Origin of the sequence: Psychrobacter sp. T6-5, from assembly GCF_052258485.2 — a bacterium.
Lineage (GTDB): Bacteria > Pseudomonadota > Gammaproteobacteria > Pseudomonadales > Moraxellaceae > Psychrobacter.
In genome coordinates this window covers 1673250-1690663 of record NZ_JBQQEY020000001.1, presented here as the reverse complement: position 1 = coordinate 1690663, position 17414 = coordinate 1673250, and the positions used below count along the sequence as shown (strand labels likewise).

The 17414-nt window shown below is 44.4% G+C and carries 16 protein-coding genes and 1 pseudogene; 13 read left to right on the top strand and 4 right to left on the bottom strand.

Annotated features, from left to right (window positions below; all coding sequences use genetic code 11):
* Positions 1-163: 163 nt before the first annotated feature.
* Together ACTXGK_RS21995 and rsmA are read right to left on the bottom strand one after the other, a co-directional pair.
* Positions 164-991 (bottom strand): symmetrical bis(5'-nucleosyl)-tetraphosphatase, encoded by an 828-nt coding sequence (locus ACTXGK_RS21995; protein ID WP_443516907.1) that lies wholly within the window; start codon positions 989-991, stop codon positions 164-166.
* 43 nt (positions 992-1034) lie between these two features.
* Complete coding sequence (gene rsmA, locus ACTXGK_RS21990) at positions 1035-1898, bottom strand: 16S rRNA (adenine(1518)-N(6)/adenine(1519)-N(6))-dimethyltransferase RsmA (protein ID WP_443516908.1); 864 nt, start codon at positions 1896-1898, stop codon at positions 1035-1037.
* A gap of 516 nt (positions 1899-2414) precedes the next feature.
* Between rsmA and ACTXGK_RS21985 the strand changes: the two genes are divergently transcribed.
* Positions 2415-3194 carry a transglutaminase-like domain-containing protein gene (locus ACTXGK_RS21985; protein ID WP_201598705.1) on the top strand — a complete coding sequence of 260 codons (780 nt, stop codon included), beginning with the start codon at positions 2415-2417 and terminating at the stop codon, positions 3192-3194.
* 364 nt (positions 3195-3558) lie between these two features.
* The gene (locus tag ACTXGK_RS21980) at positions 3559-3891 is read left to right on the top strand and encodes a hypothetical protein (RefSeq protein WP_522909961.1); all 333 of its coding nucleotides are present in this window, start codon (positions 3559-3561) and stop codon (positions 3889-3891) included.
* 395 nt (positions 3892-4286) lie between these two features.
* Here the strand turns inward: ACTXGK_RS21980 and pdxA are convergent, their stop codons facing one another.
* A complete protein-coding gene (gene pdxA, locus ACTXGK_RS21975) occupies positions 4287-5369 on the bottom strand; it encodes a 4-hydroxythreonine-4-phosphate dehydrogenase PdxA (RefSeq protein ID WP_443516913.1) in 1083 nt (360 codons plus the stop codon).
* Between the two features lie 297 nt (positions 5370-5666).
* Here pdxA and dnaB point away from each other — a divergent pair, with 297 nt between their 5' ends.
* From dnaB to argF, 3 genes are all read left to right on the top strand, one after another.
* Positions 5667-7070 carry a replicative DNA helicase gene (gene dnaB, locus ACTXGK_RS21970; protein WP_371532056.1) on the top strand — a complete coding sequence of 468 codons (1404 nt, stop codon included), beginning with the start codon at positions 5667-5669 and terminating at the stop codon, positions 7068-7070.
* 178 nt (positions 7071-7248) lie between these two features.
* Positions 7249-8355 (top strand): alanine racemase, encoded by a 1107-nt coding sequence (alr, locus tag ACTXGK_RS21965; RefSeq protein ID WP_443516915.1) that lies wholly within the window; start codon positions 7249-7251, stop codon positions 8353-8355.
* A 201-nt stretch (positions 8356-8556) separates the two neighbouring features.
* Positions 8557-9477 (top strand): ornithine carbamoyltransferase, encoded by a 921-nt coding sequence (gene argF / locus ACTXGK_RS21960; RefSeq protein ID WP_165597694.1) that lies wholly within the window; start codon positions 8557-8559, stop codon positions 9475-9477.
* 123 nt (positions 9478-9600) lie between these two features.
* Here argF and rpiA read toward each other — a convergent pair whose 3' ends face one another.
* On the bottom strand, positions 9601-10260 hold the full coding sequence (gene rpiA / locus ACTXGK_RS21955) for a ribose-5-phosphate isomerase RpiA (protein WP_443516917.1): 660 nt from the start codon (positions 10258-10260) through the stop codon (positions 9601-9603).
* Between the two features lie 300 nt (positions 10261-10560).
* Between rpiA and ilvA the strand changes: the two genes are divergently transcribed.
* From ilvA to ACTXGK_RS21915, 8 genes and pseudogenes are all read left to right on the top strand, one after another.
* Positions 10561-12114: a threonine ammonia-lyase, biosynthetic gene (ilvA, locus tag ACTXGK_RS21950; RefSeq protein ID WP_443516918.1), complete on the top strand. Its 1554-nt coding sequence runs from the start codon at positions 10561-10563 to the stop codon at positions 12112-12114.
* Positions 12115-12471: 357 nt separating this feature from the next.
* Positions 12472-12609 (top strand): annotated as a pseudogene (locus ACTXGK_RS21945) (excalibur calcium-binding domain-containing protein); the annotation flags it as partial.
* A 99-nt stretch (positions 12610-12708) separates the two neighbouring features.
* Complete coding sequence (gene hslR / locus ACTXGK_RS21940; protein ID WP_443516919.1) at positions 12709-13131, top strand: Hsp15 family ribosome-associated heat shock protein; 423 nt, start codon at positions 12709-12711, stop codon at positions 13129-13131.
* Positions 13132-13338: 207 nt separating this feature from the next.
* On the top strand, positions 13339-13836 hold the full coding sequence (locus tag ACTXGK_RS21935; protein WP_443516921.1) for a low molecular weight protein-tyrosine-phosphatase: 498 nt from the start codon (positions 13339-13341) through the stop codon (positions 13834-13836).
* Positions 13837-14142: 306 nt separating this feature from the next.
* A complete protein-coding gene (gene murB / locus ACTXGK_RS21930) occupies positions 14143-15183 on the top strand; it encodes a UDP-N-acetylmuramate dehydrogenase (RefSeq protein WP_443517232.1) in 1041 nt (346 codons plus the stop codon).
* On the top strand, positions 15173-15946 hold the full coding sequence (locus ACTXGK_RS21925) for a YdcF family protein (RefSeq protein ID WP_443517234.1): 774 nt from the start codon (positions 15173-15175) through the stop codon (positions 15944-15946). The genes murB and ACTXGK_RS21925 overlap by 11 nt, the downstream gene beginning before the upstream one ends.
* A gap of 129 nt (positions 15947-16075) precedes the next feature.
* On the top strand, positions 16076-16351 hold the full coding sequence (gene ccoS, locus ACTXGK_RS21920; protein ID WP_443516923.1) for a cbb3-type cytochrome oxidase assembly protein CcoS: 276 nt from the start codon (positions 16076-16078) through the stop codon (positions 16349-16351).
* Between the two features lie 99 nt (positions 16352-16450).
* Positions 16451-17329 (top strand): sulfite exporter TauE/SafE family protein, encoded by an 879-nt coding sequence (locus tag ACTXGK_RS21915; RefSeq protein WP_371532630.1) that lies wholly within the window; start codon positions 16451-16453, stop codon positions 17327-17329.
* Positions 17330-17414: the final 85 nt, after the last annotated feature.

Genomic DNA, 17414 nt, shown 5'->3' with positions numbered 1-17414 from the left:
AACTCAATTTTAATCATTTGAGCATATCTCAGTAGAACCATCAAAACAGGGCTGTTAATTGATCAATAGCCTACTTAAAACAGACTGCATTTTTAGAACCGCTTAAAACACACCACTTATCCAGCCTGTTGTATTAAGCTATTTACAGCCCTCGTTACGAGCTTCAGCACCCTGCGCCTGAAGTAAAAACCTGTCCATCACCCAGTCTATAGGCCAGTAAGTAATTACCCCACACGCAGCCACCATCAAGCGCGCGTGCATGTGGCAAATCAATCTCACCTTTTAATGCCGCCCAATGACCAAACAGTATCTTGCGCGTGCGCGGTACTTGCCACTCAAACCATGGTAAAAAATCGGTTGGCATAGGCTCATCTAGCCCTGCTGTAAAGTCAAACTCAAGCAAGCCATCCTGTTTACACAGTCGCATACGAGTAAAGTAATTGGCAATCGCTCGCATCTTAGTAAAGCCTTCAATACCTGCGTGCCATTTATCGGCTTTTTTGCTATAGAGATTTGGCAGTAATGCATCAAGCTGCTCTAAGCTACCTTGCAGCTGTGATTCTAGCTCTTTGGCATATGCTGCTGCTGCCTCAATACTCCAATGTGGTGGAATCCCTGCATGTACCAGCACCGTATGCTCATCTGGATACGCCAATATCGGCTGGTGACGCAACCACTCCAACAACTCATCACAGTCATCCGCTGTAAAAATTGGCGCTGTTTTGTCTTTGCTTTTGAGTTTTGCAGCCCCGCGCCAGACCGCAATTAAGTTAATGTCATGATTTCCTAATACCGTTGCTGCAGCACCCTGCTCACACAATGCTTTGACATCGCGCAAGGTATTTAATGAATCCTCACCACGCGCTACCAAATCACCAGCAAACCATAACTTGTCTTGATTAGGATCAAAATCCAATGTCTCTAGTAACTGTAGATAAGCCGCGTGGCAACCTTGTAGGTCACCAATGACATACTGATGGCGAAAACTCATAATACCTCTATGATTTTTATATAATAATTAGTAATTATTTAAATTAAACGTCTATATGACGAGCCTGATTACTCAGATTGACAAAATCTGTAACGCTTAAGGTTTCGGGACGTGCCTGCGGATCAATACTACAAGCGACGAAATCATCCTCACTCAGCGTCGGCAGCAAGGTTGATTTTTTGAAGATAGCGCGTAGCGTCTTGCGACGATGGTTAAAAGTCTCACGTACAACAATCGCAAAATACTCTTCATCCTCTGCTACTATCGGTTTGTCAATATGCGGTGTCAGTCGAAAAACAGCACTGGTGACTTTTGGCGGAGGATTAAAAGCCCCGCGAGGCACAGTCAGCAAATAATCTGTATCACAGTAATACTGCATAATGACAGACAGACGACCATAAGTTTTGCTACCAACATCAGCCGTGATACGCTCAACCACTTCTTTTTGTAGCATAAAGTGCATGTCTTGGATCACATCCGCATAGCTAAGCAGATGAAATAATATAGGCGTTGAAATATTATATGGTAAGTTACCCACCACGCGCAGTTTACCGCGCGCTTCGCTATATAGATCACGATAGTCAACATGCATGGCGTTGTCTTTGATAATCTCAAAGTTTGGATGGCTATTGGCACCAATGCGAATACGTAAGCTATCAGCCAAATCGCGATCCAGCTCTATGACTGTCATCGCATCCACTTCTGCTAATAGCGGCTCGGTCAATGCGCCCATACCAGGCCCAATCTCAATCAAATTGTCATCGCGCTCTAGACGAATACTTTCAACGATTTCGCGAATAACGCTGGTATCATGCAAGAAGTTTTGACCAAAGCGCTTACGCGGCTGGTGCTTGGCAGTACGTAAACTATTAGAAATGGTTTGGGCATCAAATGAAGTTTTGGACATAAAAGAGTCTTAATGTATAAAAGATAAATGGGCGATGATAATGTAATAGTAGCAATGTTTCAGCTTTATAATGGTAAATTATACCACAGCTCATAATTGGGCTGTGTTTTTGAACAATTATTATCGACAGACGAGCCATGCTTTTGGGTAACCGACCCGGTGGCTTTTTACCTCTGAATCCATTGAATATAAACGCTGCTATGACAACAATGGCAGCGTTAAATCAAGCCAAGCAGACAGAAACAAACTCAAAGATGTGAGTCATCATAATGGTTTTAGCGTAAAGCTAAATCCATTATGAATTGATTTTGAGCGTTTCTCAGATCCGATAAAGCCCGACTGCATAATGTAAATGATTATGTCTCACCTTTTGAGTTTGAAAAGCGGTATTATGATAATTTAATCCTGTCAGGCATTGTTACCTGACTCCAGTAAACCAGTCTCTGATATAGTCGAAGCGGTTCAGCCCCGCGCGATCGTCAGCCCACCAGACCCATGCCCTTAGGGAGCTCAAATATGATCCTGAAACTTAACGTCACCCTCCATTATCGACTCTCAGAGCCGATGGATCTTTTGCTTCAGATCGAAGCCGCCGATCTTGCGGATCAGCGGGTGCGATCGACCGAGATTTGGACATCAGACGTTGCGCATTTTTCACGGGTCGCCGCTGATGATGGCATAGGAGAACGGATTTGGATTCACGCCGAAGGGGATTTTAGCTGCACTTACCTCGCAGAAATCGCCGTTGACCGTCCTGCCTTGGACATATCGACATTGTCCCAAACGCCCCTGCATCTTTTGCCCGGAGAGACAATCAGGCATTTGATGCCGTCTCATTATTGCCCGTCAGACCAGTTTCAAGCCTTCGTGGAAGCCGAGTTTGGTGATCTCGCTGGCGGCGCACGGATTGCTGCGATGCGCGATTGGATCGAGTCGGCGTTTAGCTATGTGCCCGGATCAAGCCACGCCCAAACCACCGCGCTCGATAGTTTTGTTCAACGTCAGGGCGTATGCCGCGACTTCGCGCATGTTCTCGTGACACTAGCGCGCGCGTCGTCGATACCAGCTAGGTTCGCTAGTGTTTATGCGCCCGATGTGACGCCACAAGACTTTCATGCCGTGGCCGAGGTCTATCTCGGAGGGAGCTGGCACCTCATTGATCCGACTGGCATGGCAGGTGCAGACACGATGGCTCGCATTGGTGTTGGGTCCGATGCATCCAGCGTCGCGTTCTTAACCTCGTTTGGATCCATGGAATTGGTCAATCAATCGGTATCCGTGACTAGACAAGCTTAGTGTCCTAATCCTAGGATTGCGTGCCTGTGTTTAAGACAATGACCGCCGCCATAATATAAAGGAGGTGGCAGCGGTCTTTCTCAATTGGTTTCGCTCTCTTTACTCTTTAGATCAATGTCTGCGTCCAACGGATCAAGGACACGGTAGGAAAGCGTCTCAGGCTGCTACCTTTTTAGAATTGATCCCTATTCAGTATCTAAACCCATTTTCAAAGTGATATATTCATTCAATAAGTGATCAGTATATGTTCGGTGCGCTATACAGGCATCGAACTGCTAGTTCTAGATATGAACTTAGTGACTAAAAAATTGAAAGCATAGCTCAATTCAACAGATGGGTAGAATTTTAAATTATGATTAGAGCATTGAGTAAGAATGATATTGACTTCATATACATATATAGTGTTTATGAAGGTAAAAACTATAGTGAGAATAAAGTTGAAACTTATTATTTAGCAAGCTGTAGTACTTACCAAGGCTTAATAGTATATAGGGAAAATGAGGTCTATAACATAGAGGTGTTAGAAGACAGTTACTTAGACTTAACAACGGGTGATTTATCAGTAGGTCTGAATGATAGCATGCATCCTATACTCTACGACTTTCTAAAAAATGATTGGGAAACTTATGAAGGTATCGTTGAAGGACAGCTTGAACCTTGGCTTGAATTTCAAAAAAAATTGGGTCATAGACCCTGATTAAGTTAGTTTGCAATAAATAAGGCTAAATACTATATTTTTTAAATATAAATTAGCACGTAGGTTAGGCTGAGCTTTCGATACTCAAAAATCAAATGGATCCAACTAAGAAGATACGATGCTCAATCTATCGTAGCTTTTTTTATTTATCATGGGCAATAATGGCAATATCAAAATGTAATAATCAAATTACTTAGTAAAATTGATAAGAAGTTTTAATTAGGATATACCCCCAAGGTAACCAGCTATTTCACCCTTCAAGCCTATCAACAGACAACTATCATGAAACCACTTACATTACGTTTAATTCTTCATAAATAGGTATTACTCACACTAAAATAATCAAGTACGACGTGAACAATACCTATACGGCGATGAATCATAACAGAGGTATATCAGCTAGTAAGCGACTTATCTGCCATCTCATTAGCCATATTTAGTGCTTGATATAGACTGGTCGCACTTGCACCGCCGCGCCCTGCCAAATCAAGCGCCGTACCATGATCGACAGAGGTGCGAATATAAGGCAAACCCAATGTTAGATTGACCGTATCGCCAAAACCGTGTGATTTTAATACTGGCAATCCTTGGTCATGATACATGGCAATGACCGCATCACAGTTTGCTAAATGTCTGGTGGTAAATAAAGTATCCGCGGGCATCGCCTCTGAAATATTGACACCTGCATCGATGAATTCTCGTAAGACTGGGTTGATGATTTCAATCTCCTCCATACCCAAATGCCCGCCCTCGCCTGCATGTGGATTGAGACCGCACACCAAGATACGAGGCTGCGCGAGACCGAATTTTTCTCTCATATCATCGATGACGATTCGTATCGTTTGACGCACATTATCCGCAGTGATGGCAGCAGGTATGTCTTTTAGTGCCAGATGCGTAGTGACTAGCGCCACTTTCATCGCTTGATTGGCAAGCATCATAACCACTTTGTCACAGCCACTTTGCTGCATAAAAAACTCAGTATGACCACTAAACATAGTGCCATCTAATAGCTTAATATCTGCATCTATGAGCGCTGATTTTTGTAGGGGGCCTGTGACGATAGCAGCGACTGTTCCGTTTACTGCTAGCTGATGTGCAATGTCTAACTGCGTAGCCACCATTGCTGAGTTGGCAATATTAATTTGCCCACCAGTAACTGGTGCTGCACAAGGAACGTCAAGCAGTATAAAAGCACTATGAGTATCTATATCCTGCTGTGATATTTGTTTGAGCACATCCATATCAACATCATTCGCATAGTTATCAATAGTTTGCCAAACAGGCCTGCTCTCAAGCACGCCAGCGGCGACCAACTCATTTGCCCGCACTTGCATCGCCTTTGCGTCAGCGGTCACCCAAATAGGACGATCAAAATCTTGCAGCTTGCCCTCTGCTGCCAAACTCAGTACGACGTCCATGCCAATACCCGCAGGCTCACCTGTCGTGATTAATAATGGTCGTTTTTGTTCTGTCATAACAATAGCCTTATCTTATCTAAATTTTTGATTTTATTATATTTATCGTCAATATTTTCAGTTTTTACGTTTAGACACTGGATGCGATCTCTTATTTTATGCATAACAACCACGGTAGATTTAGTTGCTTACCCAGCCTAAAAAATCACATTATGTGTTAAACTTTCGCTTCTGATTGTAGCATTTGCAGGCAAATCTAAAACCACGTTTTGGTACATCTATCGTAGAGGTGTGCCATGTCTGTTTTGCACTATCACCGACACTTTTCTTATACCCATTTTGACTCATTAGGTACTCATGGCAGAAAACGATAAAACCGACGACTTACTGAATCAGACACCGCCGCACAATATCGATATTGAAAAGGCATTGCTCGCGTCTTTGATGAGTATTGAAGAGGCGTACGACAAGATTGCCGATATTGTCACCAAAGATGACTTTTATGCGGGGCGACATCAATATATTTTTGATGCCGTTGCCCATCTGGCAGCCGTTAATGAGCCTTATGATACCGTCATGGTACACGACTGGTTAGAGGCGCAAAAGCTGCTCAAAGGCGCAGGTGGTGACAGCTACTTAGCCGATATCTTGAGTCAAAGTCCGGCAACCTTGTTTAACCTGACCGCTTATGCTCAGCGTGTGCGTGAGCTATCGACTCTGCGTCAACTGATTACCACGGGTAATGACATGCTGACACTGGCCTATAATCCAAAGGATCAAAGCGTCAGTGATATCTTGGACAATGTCGAAGGCAAGATATTTAGTATCAATGAGCAGCATAATAAGCGCGCTGAACAGCGTGGCCCTGTTGGCATTACTTCTGTCCTTACCAATGTTATCGATAAGATTCAAGAGTTAAAGTCCAACCCTGACGGTATGATTGGTTTGCAGACGCCATTTGTCGAGCTGAATAATAAAACGCAAGGTCTACAAGCGGGTGATCTGATTATTGTCGCTGCGCGTCCTTCTATGGGTAAAACCACTTTTGCGATGAACTTAGCAGAAGGGATTTTGTTCAATGAAGATTTGCCCGTTGTGGTGTTTTCGATGGAGATGCCTGCGGAATCTATTGTCATGCGTTTACTGTCATCATGGGGTGCAATTAACCAGACACACTTGCGCTCTGGGCAAATGAACGAAGATGAATGGGCAAAAATGATGAATGCCATTCAACATTTGCAATCAAAGCATTTATATATCGATGACAGTACTGCCCTACCGCCATCTGAGATGCGCTCTCGCTGTCGCCGTATCGCCAAAAACCATGATGGGCGCTTGGGTGCTATCGTGGTCGATTATCTTCAGTTGATGAAAGTGCCAAGTCTAGATGGTAACCGTGTTGGCGAGATTTCTGAGATTTCTCGCAGTCTAAAGGCGCTCGCACGTGAGCTTGAATGTCCAGTGATTGCCTTATCTCAGCTTAACCGTAGTCTAGAAAACCGTCCAAACAAACGTCCGATTATGTCGGATCTACGTGAATCTGGTGCGATTGAGCAGGATGCCGATTTGATTATGTTCATCTATCGTGATGAGGTTTATAATGAAAACTCAGACCACAAAGGCGTGGCGGAAATTATCATTGGTAAACAACGTAACGGTCCTATTGGCACCGTCCGTTTGGGTTTTGAAGGCCAATTTACCCGCTTTATCAATCTAACGCCAGAATACTATCAGGGCGTCAGTTTTGAGAATGACGAATAACCAGCCTTATTAAATGTAAGTCTCGTAAAGACTTCTCGTAAAAACTAAGGTCTAATCGCACACAAACGGACAAATAGTTTTTGATGTTTTTTTTAATACAATAGCCAGTGCTGCATCCGCCTAATTGATGCCGTACTGGCTTTATCACTTCATAACTCTACTCATATAGAAGGCGATTATGCGCACTATTACCATAAAACCAAAAGCCCTTACCCATAATCTTAATCAAGTGAAACAACGAGCACCGCGGTCTAAAGTGTTGGCTATGGTCAAATCCAATGCTTACGGACATGGCGTGGCGGCGGTCTTGCCAGCCCTGCAGCAAGCAGATGGTATTGGGGTCGCAACGTTGACTGAAGCGCTAGAAGCCAGACAGTTAGGTTGGGAGAAAACCATCGGTCTAGTAGAAGGGGCGTTTAGCGCTGATGAGTGGCAGCAAGCCATTGATCATGAGATTAGTTGCGTGATTCACCACGGACCACAGTTGGAATGGGCACTACAAAATGTCCCGCCAGCTAGTAATGCAACTAATGTGGTTTGGCTCAAATACAATACAGGCATGAACCGTTTGGGTTTCAATGCTGAGGGTGTGCTGTCAGCAGCAAAGCGTCTACATGAAGCAGGTTATCAGCTGATATTAGCCACACATTTTGCCAATGCTGATGATCATGATCATCCACTAAATGCAATGCAAATTGAGCGTTTCTCAAGCGTACTAGCGACTTTGAAAGATACGATTAGCCCAGATATCCTAGGCTCACTATGCAACTCTGCTGGTGTCGTCAACTTTCCAGAGTACCATTATGATTGGGTACGTCCAGGCATTATCTTATATGGTAGCTCGCCTGTCGTCGATAAAAGCGCACAAGAATTAGACTTGCAGCCCGCGATGGAGTTTAGTGCTCAAATTATGGCATTACAAACGGTCAATGCCAATGATTCGATCGGCTATGGTAGCCGCTGGCGTGCCAAGCAAGATACCAGAACAGCATTGGTCAGCGTTGGGTATGGAGACGGCTATCCGCGTGTAATAAGTGACGACGCTTATGTCACCGTCATCGATGCTAACGACAATCATAGCTATCGTTGTCCTGTGATTGGGCGTGTGGCAATGGATATGATTGTCATTGATGTCAGCAAAACGCCTGAAAGTCTTGCTATAGATAGCAAAGTCATGCTTTGGGGCGATGCGCCGCGCGTCGATGAAGTTGCAGGTCATGCTGGAACGATTAGCTATGAGCTGTTATGTCGCCTCAGCATACGTCCAAACCGTACACAGGGATAGTCATTAGCATACGAGTATTGTGGCTTGCTAATGCGACTTTGGTCTATTTAGCAAGCCATTAAATCTCGATAAAATTGAACGTTTACATTGAAAGTAAATACGCTATACTAAAAGTTTGTTGTCAACCCAGTATACGCACTGACGCGATACTATTGAACACTGATGACGTTTCACTGACTGCGATCGACTGCTAGGATTACTATGAGTTTGCGCCATTTTTTAACCTTATCTGATTTAACCAAACAAGAACTAGAAAACTTAATCAAACGCGCAAGCGAATTGCGTAAGATGCAACACGCAGGCGAGATATACCAGCCTTTTGTTGGTCGAACGCTTGGTATGATATTTGAAAAATCTTCAACGCGTACCCGTATCTCATTTGAGACAGGCATGGGTCAATTTGGTGGTAATGCCATATTCTTATCACCTAACGATACGCAGCTAGGTCGCGGCGAGCCATTAGAAGACTCAGCACGCGTGATTTCTAGCATGGTAGATATCATCATGATTCGTACCTTTGGGCACGAAAAAGTTGAAACCTTTGCTGAATATTCAAGCGTACCTATTATCAATGCGTTGACTGATGATTATCATCCCTGCCAATTGCTTGCTGATATGCAAACTTATTATGAGCATCGCGGTAGTATCGAAAATAAGATCGTCACATGGGTCGGTGATGGCAACAACATGTGCTCGTCATTTATGCAAGCTGCCAATCAGTTTGGTTTTGAATTACGCGTGGCAGCACCTTATGGGTTCGAGCCTGATCCAAAACTTATGGAACGCTTTTCACATTGCGTGAGTTTGGTAGAAAACGTACAAGACGCGGCCAAAGACTCTAACTTGATTGTCACCGATGTATGGGCCAGTATGGGTCAAGAGTCAGAGCAAAATACGCGCGCACGTCGTTTTGCCCCTTATCAAGTGACGCCGTCTCTATTAGACAAAGCCGACCCTGAAGTGGTGTTTATGCACTGCTTGCCAGCACACCGTGGCGAGGAAATCTCTCATGATATGCTGAACGATCCACGCTCTGTGGTATGGGACGAAGCTGAAAACCGTCTACATGCGCAAAAAGCATTGATGGAGTTTTTACTCAAAGACAAAATCAAGTTATCTTAATCACTTACATACCCTCATAGCTAAGCAAAGTAAGTTACTTGTAAAGCAAGACACAAAAAAGGCAGACTATATATTAGTCTGCCTTTTTTATTATTCAACTTTTAGCAAGCGTATGGATATAAATTAACGCGTGAGCGTCGTTACGCCATTTGCACCTGCTTTTAATAGCACATCCGCTTGGTTCGCCGCAAAGATACCATTACATACCACACCCACGATATTATTTAGCTCTTTTTCGAGCGCAATCGGATTACTCACATCCAAGTCATAAGTATCTAGAATGACATTACCATAATCAGTGACAAAGTCTTCACGATATACGGGTTCACCGCCCAATTTGGCCAATTGGCGAGCCACATAAGAGCGCGCTTGTGGCAGTACTTCAATTGGCACTGGAAACGCGCGACCTAATATCTCAACGCTTTTACTCTCATCGACCATGCAAACGAACTTGTTAGACGCTGCTGCGACAATCTTTTCGCGAGTCAATGCACCGCCGCCGCCTTTGATAAGTTGCAAGTGCTCATTGACTTCATCAGCACCATCGATATAAACATCTAACGTACCAGCAAAGTTCAAATCAACTATTTCGATACCAAGCGCGCGAAGTTTGTCTTCAGTCACTTGTGAGCTGGCAACCGCGCCAGCAAGCTTCAATTGCGGCAACAACTCAATCAAACAGTTGACCGTACTACCTGTCCCTACCCCAAGTATCATATCGTCTTCAATATAATTTAAGGCGGCGCGGGCGGCGGCTTGCTTTTGTGCTTGCTGATCACTCATCATAAATCCTTGGAAAATAAACGTATGGTCTTAAAAAAAGTAAAAGGCTAAAAGAGATAAAATGCGCGGCTATTATAACTGATGATATTCATGGATGTTAGCGCAATCATGACCTTAATTTGCTTGTCGTATGATACGTCTCTAGTACTGGTCTGTTATCGATCTTCGCCACACATCTTCAATTCATTCACATTCGAGCATGAAATCCCAAGAAAACTGCAATTGAGTCTTGCAAGATACTCAAAATCAGCATAGGCTAATCTATTTCGTTTTTTATATTCATTCTGTTTAGGGATTACTATGCTGTCACACTGGGTACGAGCCATATTACAAGCCACCGTCTATGACGTTGCTATTCAAACACCACTTGAAACGGCGCCCAAGCTGACCCAACGTTTTGCCAATGACATTCGATTCAAGCGTGAAGACTTACAACCGGTCAAATCCTTTAAATTGCGCGGTGCCTATAATCGCATCAGTCAATTGAGCGATGAGCAAAAAGCGCGCGGTGTCATTTGTGCTTCAGCGGGCAACCACGCACAAGGTGTCGCTTACTCTGCACGTAAACTATCGCTAAACAATATCATCGTCATGCCAACCACTACCCCTGATATCAAAGTAGATGCCGTCAGAGCACTCGGTGGTAATGTCGATCTGCATGGTGACAGCTTTGACCAAGCAAACCGCTATGCGATTGATCGGGCTGAACGCGAAGGACTCACCTTTATACCGCCTTATGATGATGAACTGGTCATTGCAGGACAAGGTACGATCGGTCTTGAGCTGACTCAGCAGTGGCGCAACATGGATTACGTCTTTGTCGCCGTTGGTGGTGGCGGTCTGATATCAGGCGTTGCCGCATTTTTGGGAGAAGTTGCGCCGCACGTCAAAGTCATCGCGGTAGAAGCGGAACAATCAGCCTGCTTAAAAGCCGCACTTGAAACGGGCGAACGTGTCAAACTTGAGCAAGTGGGATTGTTTGTCGATGGCGTAGCAGTCGCTCAAATTGGTGAATTGCCTTTTGACGTTGTGCGTACGCAAAAAAGCGATAACTCCGGCCCTATCGTCGAGCCTGAAGTGATCACTTGTACCAATGATGAGGTTTGCGCCGCTGTCAAAGATGTTTTTGAAGAAAACCGCAGCATCGTTGAACCTGCTGGCGCATTGTCAGTGGCTGGCATGAAAAAATATATCGAAGCGAACAATATTCAAGGTAAAAACTGCGTCGGTATCATTTGCGGTGCCAACATGAATTTTGACCGCCTACGCTATATCGCTGAGCGTACTGAAATTGGTGAGAAAAAAGAGGCCATCTTTGGGGTCACTATCCCTGAACAAACAGGTGCTTTCTTGAATTTCTGTCGCAGCCTACACGGCCGTAATATCACTGAGTTTAACTACCGTGCTGACAGCAAAAAATCGCCAGATTCTATGGAGCCTGCCTCAATCTTTGTCGGTATTGCGTTAAAAGAAGGTGAAAAAGAGCGTCAAACCATCAGCAGCCAACTGGCAGACGATGGCTATACCGCTCACGATCTGACCGATGATGATATCGCCAAGTCGCATATCCGTCATTTGATTGGTGGTCACGCCAAGGTCGAAAACGAGCAGTTACTACAAGTGATATTCCCGGAGCGTCCGGGCGCCCTACTGACTTTCTTAGAAAAATTGGGCGATGACTTTAATATCACTTTATTCCATTACCGTAACCATGGTGCCGCTGAAGGTCGCGTATTGGTTGGTCTGCAAGCCTCTGAAGGTAACTCTCGTCAGCTACAAGACGCGCTTCTAGATATCGGTTACGACTGTACGACGGTCAATGACAATATTGGCTATCAGTTGTTTTTAAGATAGTAAAAATAGCTATAAAAATTCAAATCCAATGGCGGTTTTTAAGTCGATTAAAAACTGCCATTTTCATATTAATAATAATTATGAGCTGGCAGGTATCGCACAGTGATAAACAAAGCATTAGTGATATTGACATGTCTGCTTTTCGTGCTTATAGGTTATAGAGTCCTTCAACCTAAAAACATGGTACATCAACCTGCAGCCAATACAGCGGCAGATACCGTAACCCAACCTACTCTTACTTCTAATGACGTTGATAATATTGATGACATACCGCCAACATACGTTGACTTGGGGCCTATCTCAACATCAGAGTCAACTGTAACTCCAGTTTTATCTACACAATCAGCAACATCAAAATTTTCATGTGACGGCAGAACACATTGCTCACAAATGACATCCTGTGCGGAGGCAACTTACTTCACAAACTACTGTCCTAATACCAAAATGGATGGTAACCACGACGGTATACCTTGTGAACAACAATTGTGCAACTGACCCACAATCACAAAAATCCATTTGCAAATAGTAAAGTTGCCCTAATATTATTTATATAAAACCATGATTTAATATAAAAACGAATGCAAAAGGATGCTTATGAGTAAAAATACAAATAATAACCCTCAAAGTCTGGCCAAAATTCGTCTTGATAAATGGTTGTGGGCAGCCAGGTTCTACCGCACACGTACGCTTGCCAAGCAAGCAATTGAAAGCGGGCGTGTCCATTATGCTGGTAGCCGCGTCAAGACCAGTAAAGAAATCTCAGTCGGCGACGAGCTAACCATACGTCAAGGCTCAGCGACCGCCATGACCGAAAAGACTGTCGTTGTTGAGGCGCTATCTGCACAGAGGGGCAATGCGACCGCCGCTGAGGTATTATATTCAGAGACCAAAGAGAGCGAGACGCGGCGTGCTTATTATGCCGAACAGCGCAAACTTGCCAACCTTGCACGCCCTGATAACAAGCCGAATAAAAAAGAGCGCCGGGACTTACAGCGCTTCAAAAGCAATCAAGATTGATATAGCATTACCCTCGCATCACCCAGTTATATATAGCATTGTCATAAATCCAGTATTAAGTGACGCTATTGTCCAGTCTCTGTCCTTGCCATTCAAGCGATTAAGCGTTACGCTAGTCGTTGGTTCAATCGATTGCATGCTAATAAAAGCCGCACTAATAATGCTGGTCTCTTATAGCATGTTTTTTTTGTTATAGAAGGTCATATTATGCTGATGAAAGCCTGTACTCCCTCGTCTGTATTATTGGTTTGTTTAGGAAATATCTGCCGTTCACCAACTGCTGAGGAAGTTTTTCGTCAGCAAGCGGCGATTGCTGGACTCTCAATAAAGATAGACTCAGCAGGTACCAGTGACTCACATGTCGGCGACAAACCTGACCCACGCTCGCAGCGCCATGCCAAATCACATGGCTACAAAATTAATAAATTAGTCGCACGCCAAGTAACGACTAATGACTTTCGCGATTTTGATTTAATCTTGGCCATGGATTCACAGAATTTAGCCGACCTGCAAGCTATTAAAGACAGTATTACAGATACAGAAGATGACCTGGCAACGCTGGCCCTATTTAGTGAAGAAGACCCTACCTATGGCGGTAACGATGTACCGGATCCTTATAAAGGTGATAGCGATGATTTTGAAGAGGTGATCGAGCGCATCGAATCAAGTGCACAAGCTTGGATCGAAAGCTGGAAAGCTTGCTAGCCATAAATTCTATATTTCTGCTACTCTTGCATCCGGTATCCTCTATAATATAGTTAATCCTCTATAAAAGAGCTGCAGCGTTAACCGCGCTTGAAGTATCACAGTTACATCTGCCCTCAGTTGCCTTGTATCTCTTTTACATTGAATCAACTATAGCTACCTTATTATTTATTATCCTTTTGCCCCATAGGCTATGTTATGACCCAAGCTGCACGCCTTGATCTCGACGCTCAGACCCTGACTATAAATGATTCATCAGCGACTCTGTTGGTCAGTAACTCAGTCGATTTGTCACATAGCAATACGATGGCACTGGCCTGTGTCGCTGATTCTGTAGTGACGTTGACTAATGAGGCTCAGCTTGATGACTTTATGGCAACCTATGCAGAGGACGTAGAGCATCAGCTGTCATTATTTGTCTTATCTGGCGGTAGCAATGTTTTATTGCCAGCAGCGTTAAATGCGGTGGTATTGCAACCCCAAATGCGCGGTATTCACCTGACTGCTCAAACTGATGACTATGTCGATATCGAAGTAATGGCGGGCGAAAACTGGCATGATCTAGTCGTACATACAGTCAATCAAGGCTGGTATGGGTTAGAAAATCTTGCGCTCATACCTGGCCTAACTGGTGCAGCGCCAGTACAAAATATTGGTGCTTATGGTGTGCAGTTAGAGGACTGCTTACAATATGTACGCGCTTATCATTTACCGACACAAACTTGGCATCATTTATCAGCGGCCGACTGCCAATTTGGCTATCGTGACAGTATCTTTAAACGCACGCCAAACACATGGCTTATTAGTCGCGTCGGTTTCAGATTGCATACTGATCCTACCAATATTCTAGCCAACTATGGTGATGTACAGACTGTGGCGCAGCGCTATGCTGAGCAACAAGGGCGCGAGCAAGCGACGCCTCATGACGTTATGCAAGCTATTATAGATATTAGACAACAAAAGCTGCCAGACCCAAAACAGCTACCTAACTGTGGCAGTTTTTTTCAAAACTCTATTATCGCTCAGGAGCAGTTTACGGCGCTACAAGCAATCTATCCAGCTATCGTTGGTTATCCGATGCCTGACGCGATGGTAAAAGTTGCCGCAGGTTGGCTCATTGAGCAAGCAGGATTAAAAGGGAGCGGCATCGCACCCATCGTAACTCACAAACATCAGGCGCTGGTACTGACCAATCATACTCCTTATCAAGCAACTCAAGAAGATGTGGCAACAGCACAGTGCTATATCGCTAACATCGTCTATGAGAAATTTACAATTCAGCTATCACGTGAGCCAGTTTGGGTGAATGCTGATGGCTCAATTGGATATGCTGAGCATGTGGTCTAAACAATCATGGTCTAAACGCTTATGGCGAAACTATTTGCGTTCAGCCGAACGAATGGTGAAGCTATTTCGTATCATCAATATTACCTTTATATTAGGCTCGACGTCTGTTATTTTAGTCCTAATCAGTTTGTTCACACCGCTATTTTCACAAGCCGTTGTCTATATATTTGCGCTTCTTCCTTTACCAAAAATGCCTTCTGCTGCTATGAGCTCTCCGCCGACTGCTTACGTGGTATTAGGCGGTGGTCTAACTAATGATAATAACAATCAAATCATTCTCAATCGCTATAGCCTGAATCGTGCGCGCACTGCTGCAGGCGCCTATCACGATCTTCCTTTGCCTATTGTACTAAGTGGCGCTGAAGCCCCTTGGCTCGGTCAGTGGCTCATTGAGCATGGTATCGATGGGCTGATAAGCGAAAATGCCAGTATGAATACATGTGAAAACGCCCGTTTTACAGCCAAGCGTATTCCGCTCCATCACGTTTACCTTATTACTGATAGCTATCATATGGCACGTGCGCGTAGACAGTTTGCTTTGAATGGTATTAACAGCACACCGCTTAGCGCACCATTGCCAGTTAGACGCGACTGGATGAAACCTGCGCAAAACCTAAGTCATTCACGGCGAGCTGTTTATGAAATCGCCGCCTATCTACGGGATGTGATACGTCCGCAAATGAATTGTCGTCACGCCGATGATGTGACTTCACAGCAGCTCCTAACACCGCGAGGCAGTGCCAAAAAAGCATCTGATGAATAGGTTTTTATACTAAACGCGCAGCTAATGTCGTCATATAATGCTACGCCTCATTCTAATTGCTACAGATCATCCACTGCATTTGCGATGGGTGTATAATAATAAAAGACACTGCTATTGAAGAGAGTTACCATGCTCAGTATATTTTTATTAATCCCATTAAGTCTCATGCTATTTGTGGTTGCCATCTGGGCAGTGCGTTATGCGGTAAAATCAAACCAGTTCGAAGATTTGGACAATGCATCACAGCGTATCATATTGGATGATCGTCAAGAGCGCAGGCAAACCATGCAAGCTCATGAGCGCGCGGTGCAGTCTCGGCATTCTGCAAATACCGAGCCGTCAGATGACAATGTTGATAAAGATGCGCTCGTTCGTACTGATTTAGAGAAAAACCCAAAAATCTAACCTTTATCCTCTTCTCTGCTCATCGTGTAATGATGAGCTTTCGTTAGATAATAATCGTGTCTATAGATACGGCCTTTATGACTTTTAGGAGATGCATCCATGACCATGGCTTTACTTGTTGCGGCATTACTGATGGGGTTTTTTGGCTCGCCGCATTGTTTGGGTATGTGTGGCGGTCTTGTGACGGCATTTGGTCTGTCTATGAAAGATGTCAGCCCTACTAAACGCCGCGCGCTGGTGGCCACCTATCATCTTGGCCGTCTAACCAGTTATGCATTATTGGGTTTGGTCGCAGGACTTATTGGTGTCACGGTACTGGCGCCATTGATGCAGGGCAACAGCATGCCGCGCATCTTGTTAGGACTGGTACTAGTATTTGTCGGTGTAACTATGCTTGGCGCGCCGTTTTTGACCAAGCTTGAGCGTTTTGGCATGCGCTTTTGGCAATACCTTAGCCCGCTGCGTCAAAAGGTATTTCCGCTCAATACTTTTCCGCGCGCACTAACAGCAGGTTTGCTTTGGGGCTTTTTGCCTTGCGGTTTGGTATACGGCGCTCTACTGATTGCTGTCGTCGCTCACAACCCATTAAGCGGTGCCGCATTGATGTTTGTGTTCGGCTTGGGAACCATACCGATGCTAGTTGCAACGCACGAGACAGTTGGCTGGTTACGTGACAAGATTGGTCGTTTTCGCTTAAGGCAGTTAAATGGTGCGGTGATGGTACTCTCAGGTTTGGCAGTTGCTGTCGTTCCTATGGTCATGGCAAATATGCATGGCGGGCATGGTGGTGGACACGCACAGATGGATCATAGTAGCCACTCTGCTATGATGTCTGAGACAGATGCTCATGACATGGATCAGATGAATCACGATATGACGCCAGCTATGGATCATGATATGCAAGACATGGATAACCATATGGATCATAGCATGCACGATATGGGCGATGACGCCACCTCCATGCATCATGCTCAATAATTTCTAACACATACTGCGAGTACTGCGTAGACTTTACCAAGCATACAAAAAACCCTTAATATCAAAAATGATATTAAGGGTTTTA

Coding starts and splice junctions, on each gene's coding strand:
- ACTXGK_RS21935 (WP_443516921.1), top strand. CDS start 13,339: ATGCTGATGAAAGCCTGTACTCCCTCGTCTGTATTATTGGTTTGTTTA.
- alr (WP_443516915.1), top strand. CDS start 7,249: ATGCGCACTATTACCATAAAACCAAAAGCCCTTACCCATAATCTTAAT.
- ilvA (WP_443516918.1), top strand. CDS start 10,561: ATGCTGTCACACTGGGTACGAGCCATATTACAAGCCACCGTCTATGAC.
- hslR (WP_443516919.1), top strand. CDS start 12,709: ATGAGTAAAAATACAAATAATAACCCTCAAAGTCTGGCCAAAATTCGT.
- ccoS (WP_443516923.1), top strand. CDS start 16,076: ATGCTCAGTATATTTTTATTAATCCCATTAAGTCTCATGCTATTTGTG.
- ACTXGK_RS21925 (WP_443517234.1), top strand. CDS start 15,173: ATGTGGTCTAAACAATCATGGTCTAAACGCTTATGGCGAAACTATTTG.
- argF (WP_165597694.1), top strand. CDS start 8,557: ATGAGTTTGCGCCATTTTTTAACCTTATCTGATTTAACCAAACAAGAA.
- ACTXGK_RS21995 (WP_443516907.1), bottom strand. CDS start 991: ATGAGTTTTCGCCATCAGTATGTCATTGGTGACCTACAAGGTTGCCAC.
- murB (WP_443517232.1), top strand. CDS start 14,143: ATGGCACTGGCCTGTGTCGCTGATTCTGTAGTGACGTTGACTAATGAG.
- pdxA (WP_443516913.1), bottom strand. CDS start 5,369: ATGACAGAACAAAAACGACCATTATTAATCACGACAGGTGAGCCTGCG.
- dnaB (WP_371532056.1), top strand. CDS start 5,667: ATGGCAGAAAACGATAAAACCGACGACTTACTGAATCAGACACCGCCG.
- ACTXGK_RS21985 (WP_201598705.1), top strand. CDS start 2,415: ATGATCCTGAAACTTAACGTCACCCTCCATTATCGACTCTCAGAGCCG.
- rsmA (WP_443516908.1), bottom strand. CDS start 1,898: ATGTCCAAAACTTCATTTGATGCCCAAACCATTTCTAATAGTTTACGT.
- rpiA (WP_443516917.1), bottom strand. CDS start 10,260: ATGAGTGATCAGCAAGCACAAAAGCAAGCCGCCGCCCGCGCCGCCTTA.
- ACTXGK_RS21915 (WP_371532630.1), top strand. CDS start 16,451: ATGACCATGGCTTTACTTGTTGCGGCATTACTGATGGGGTTTTTTGGC.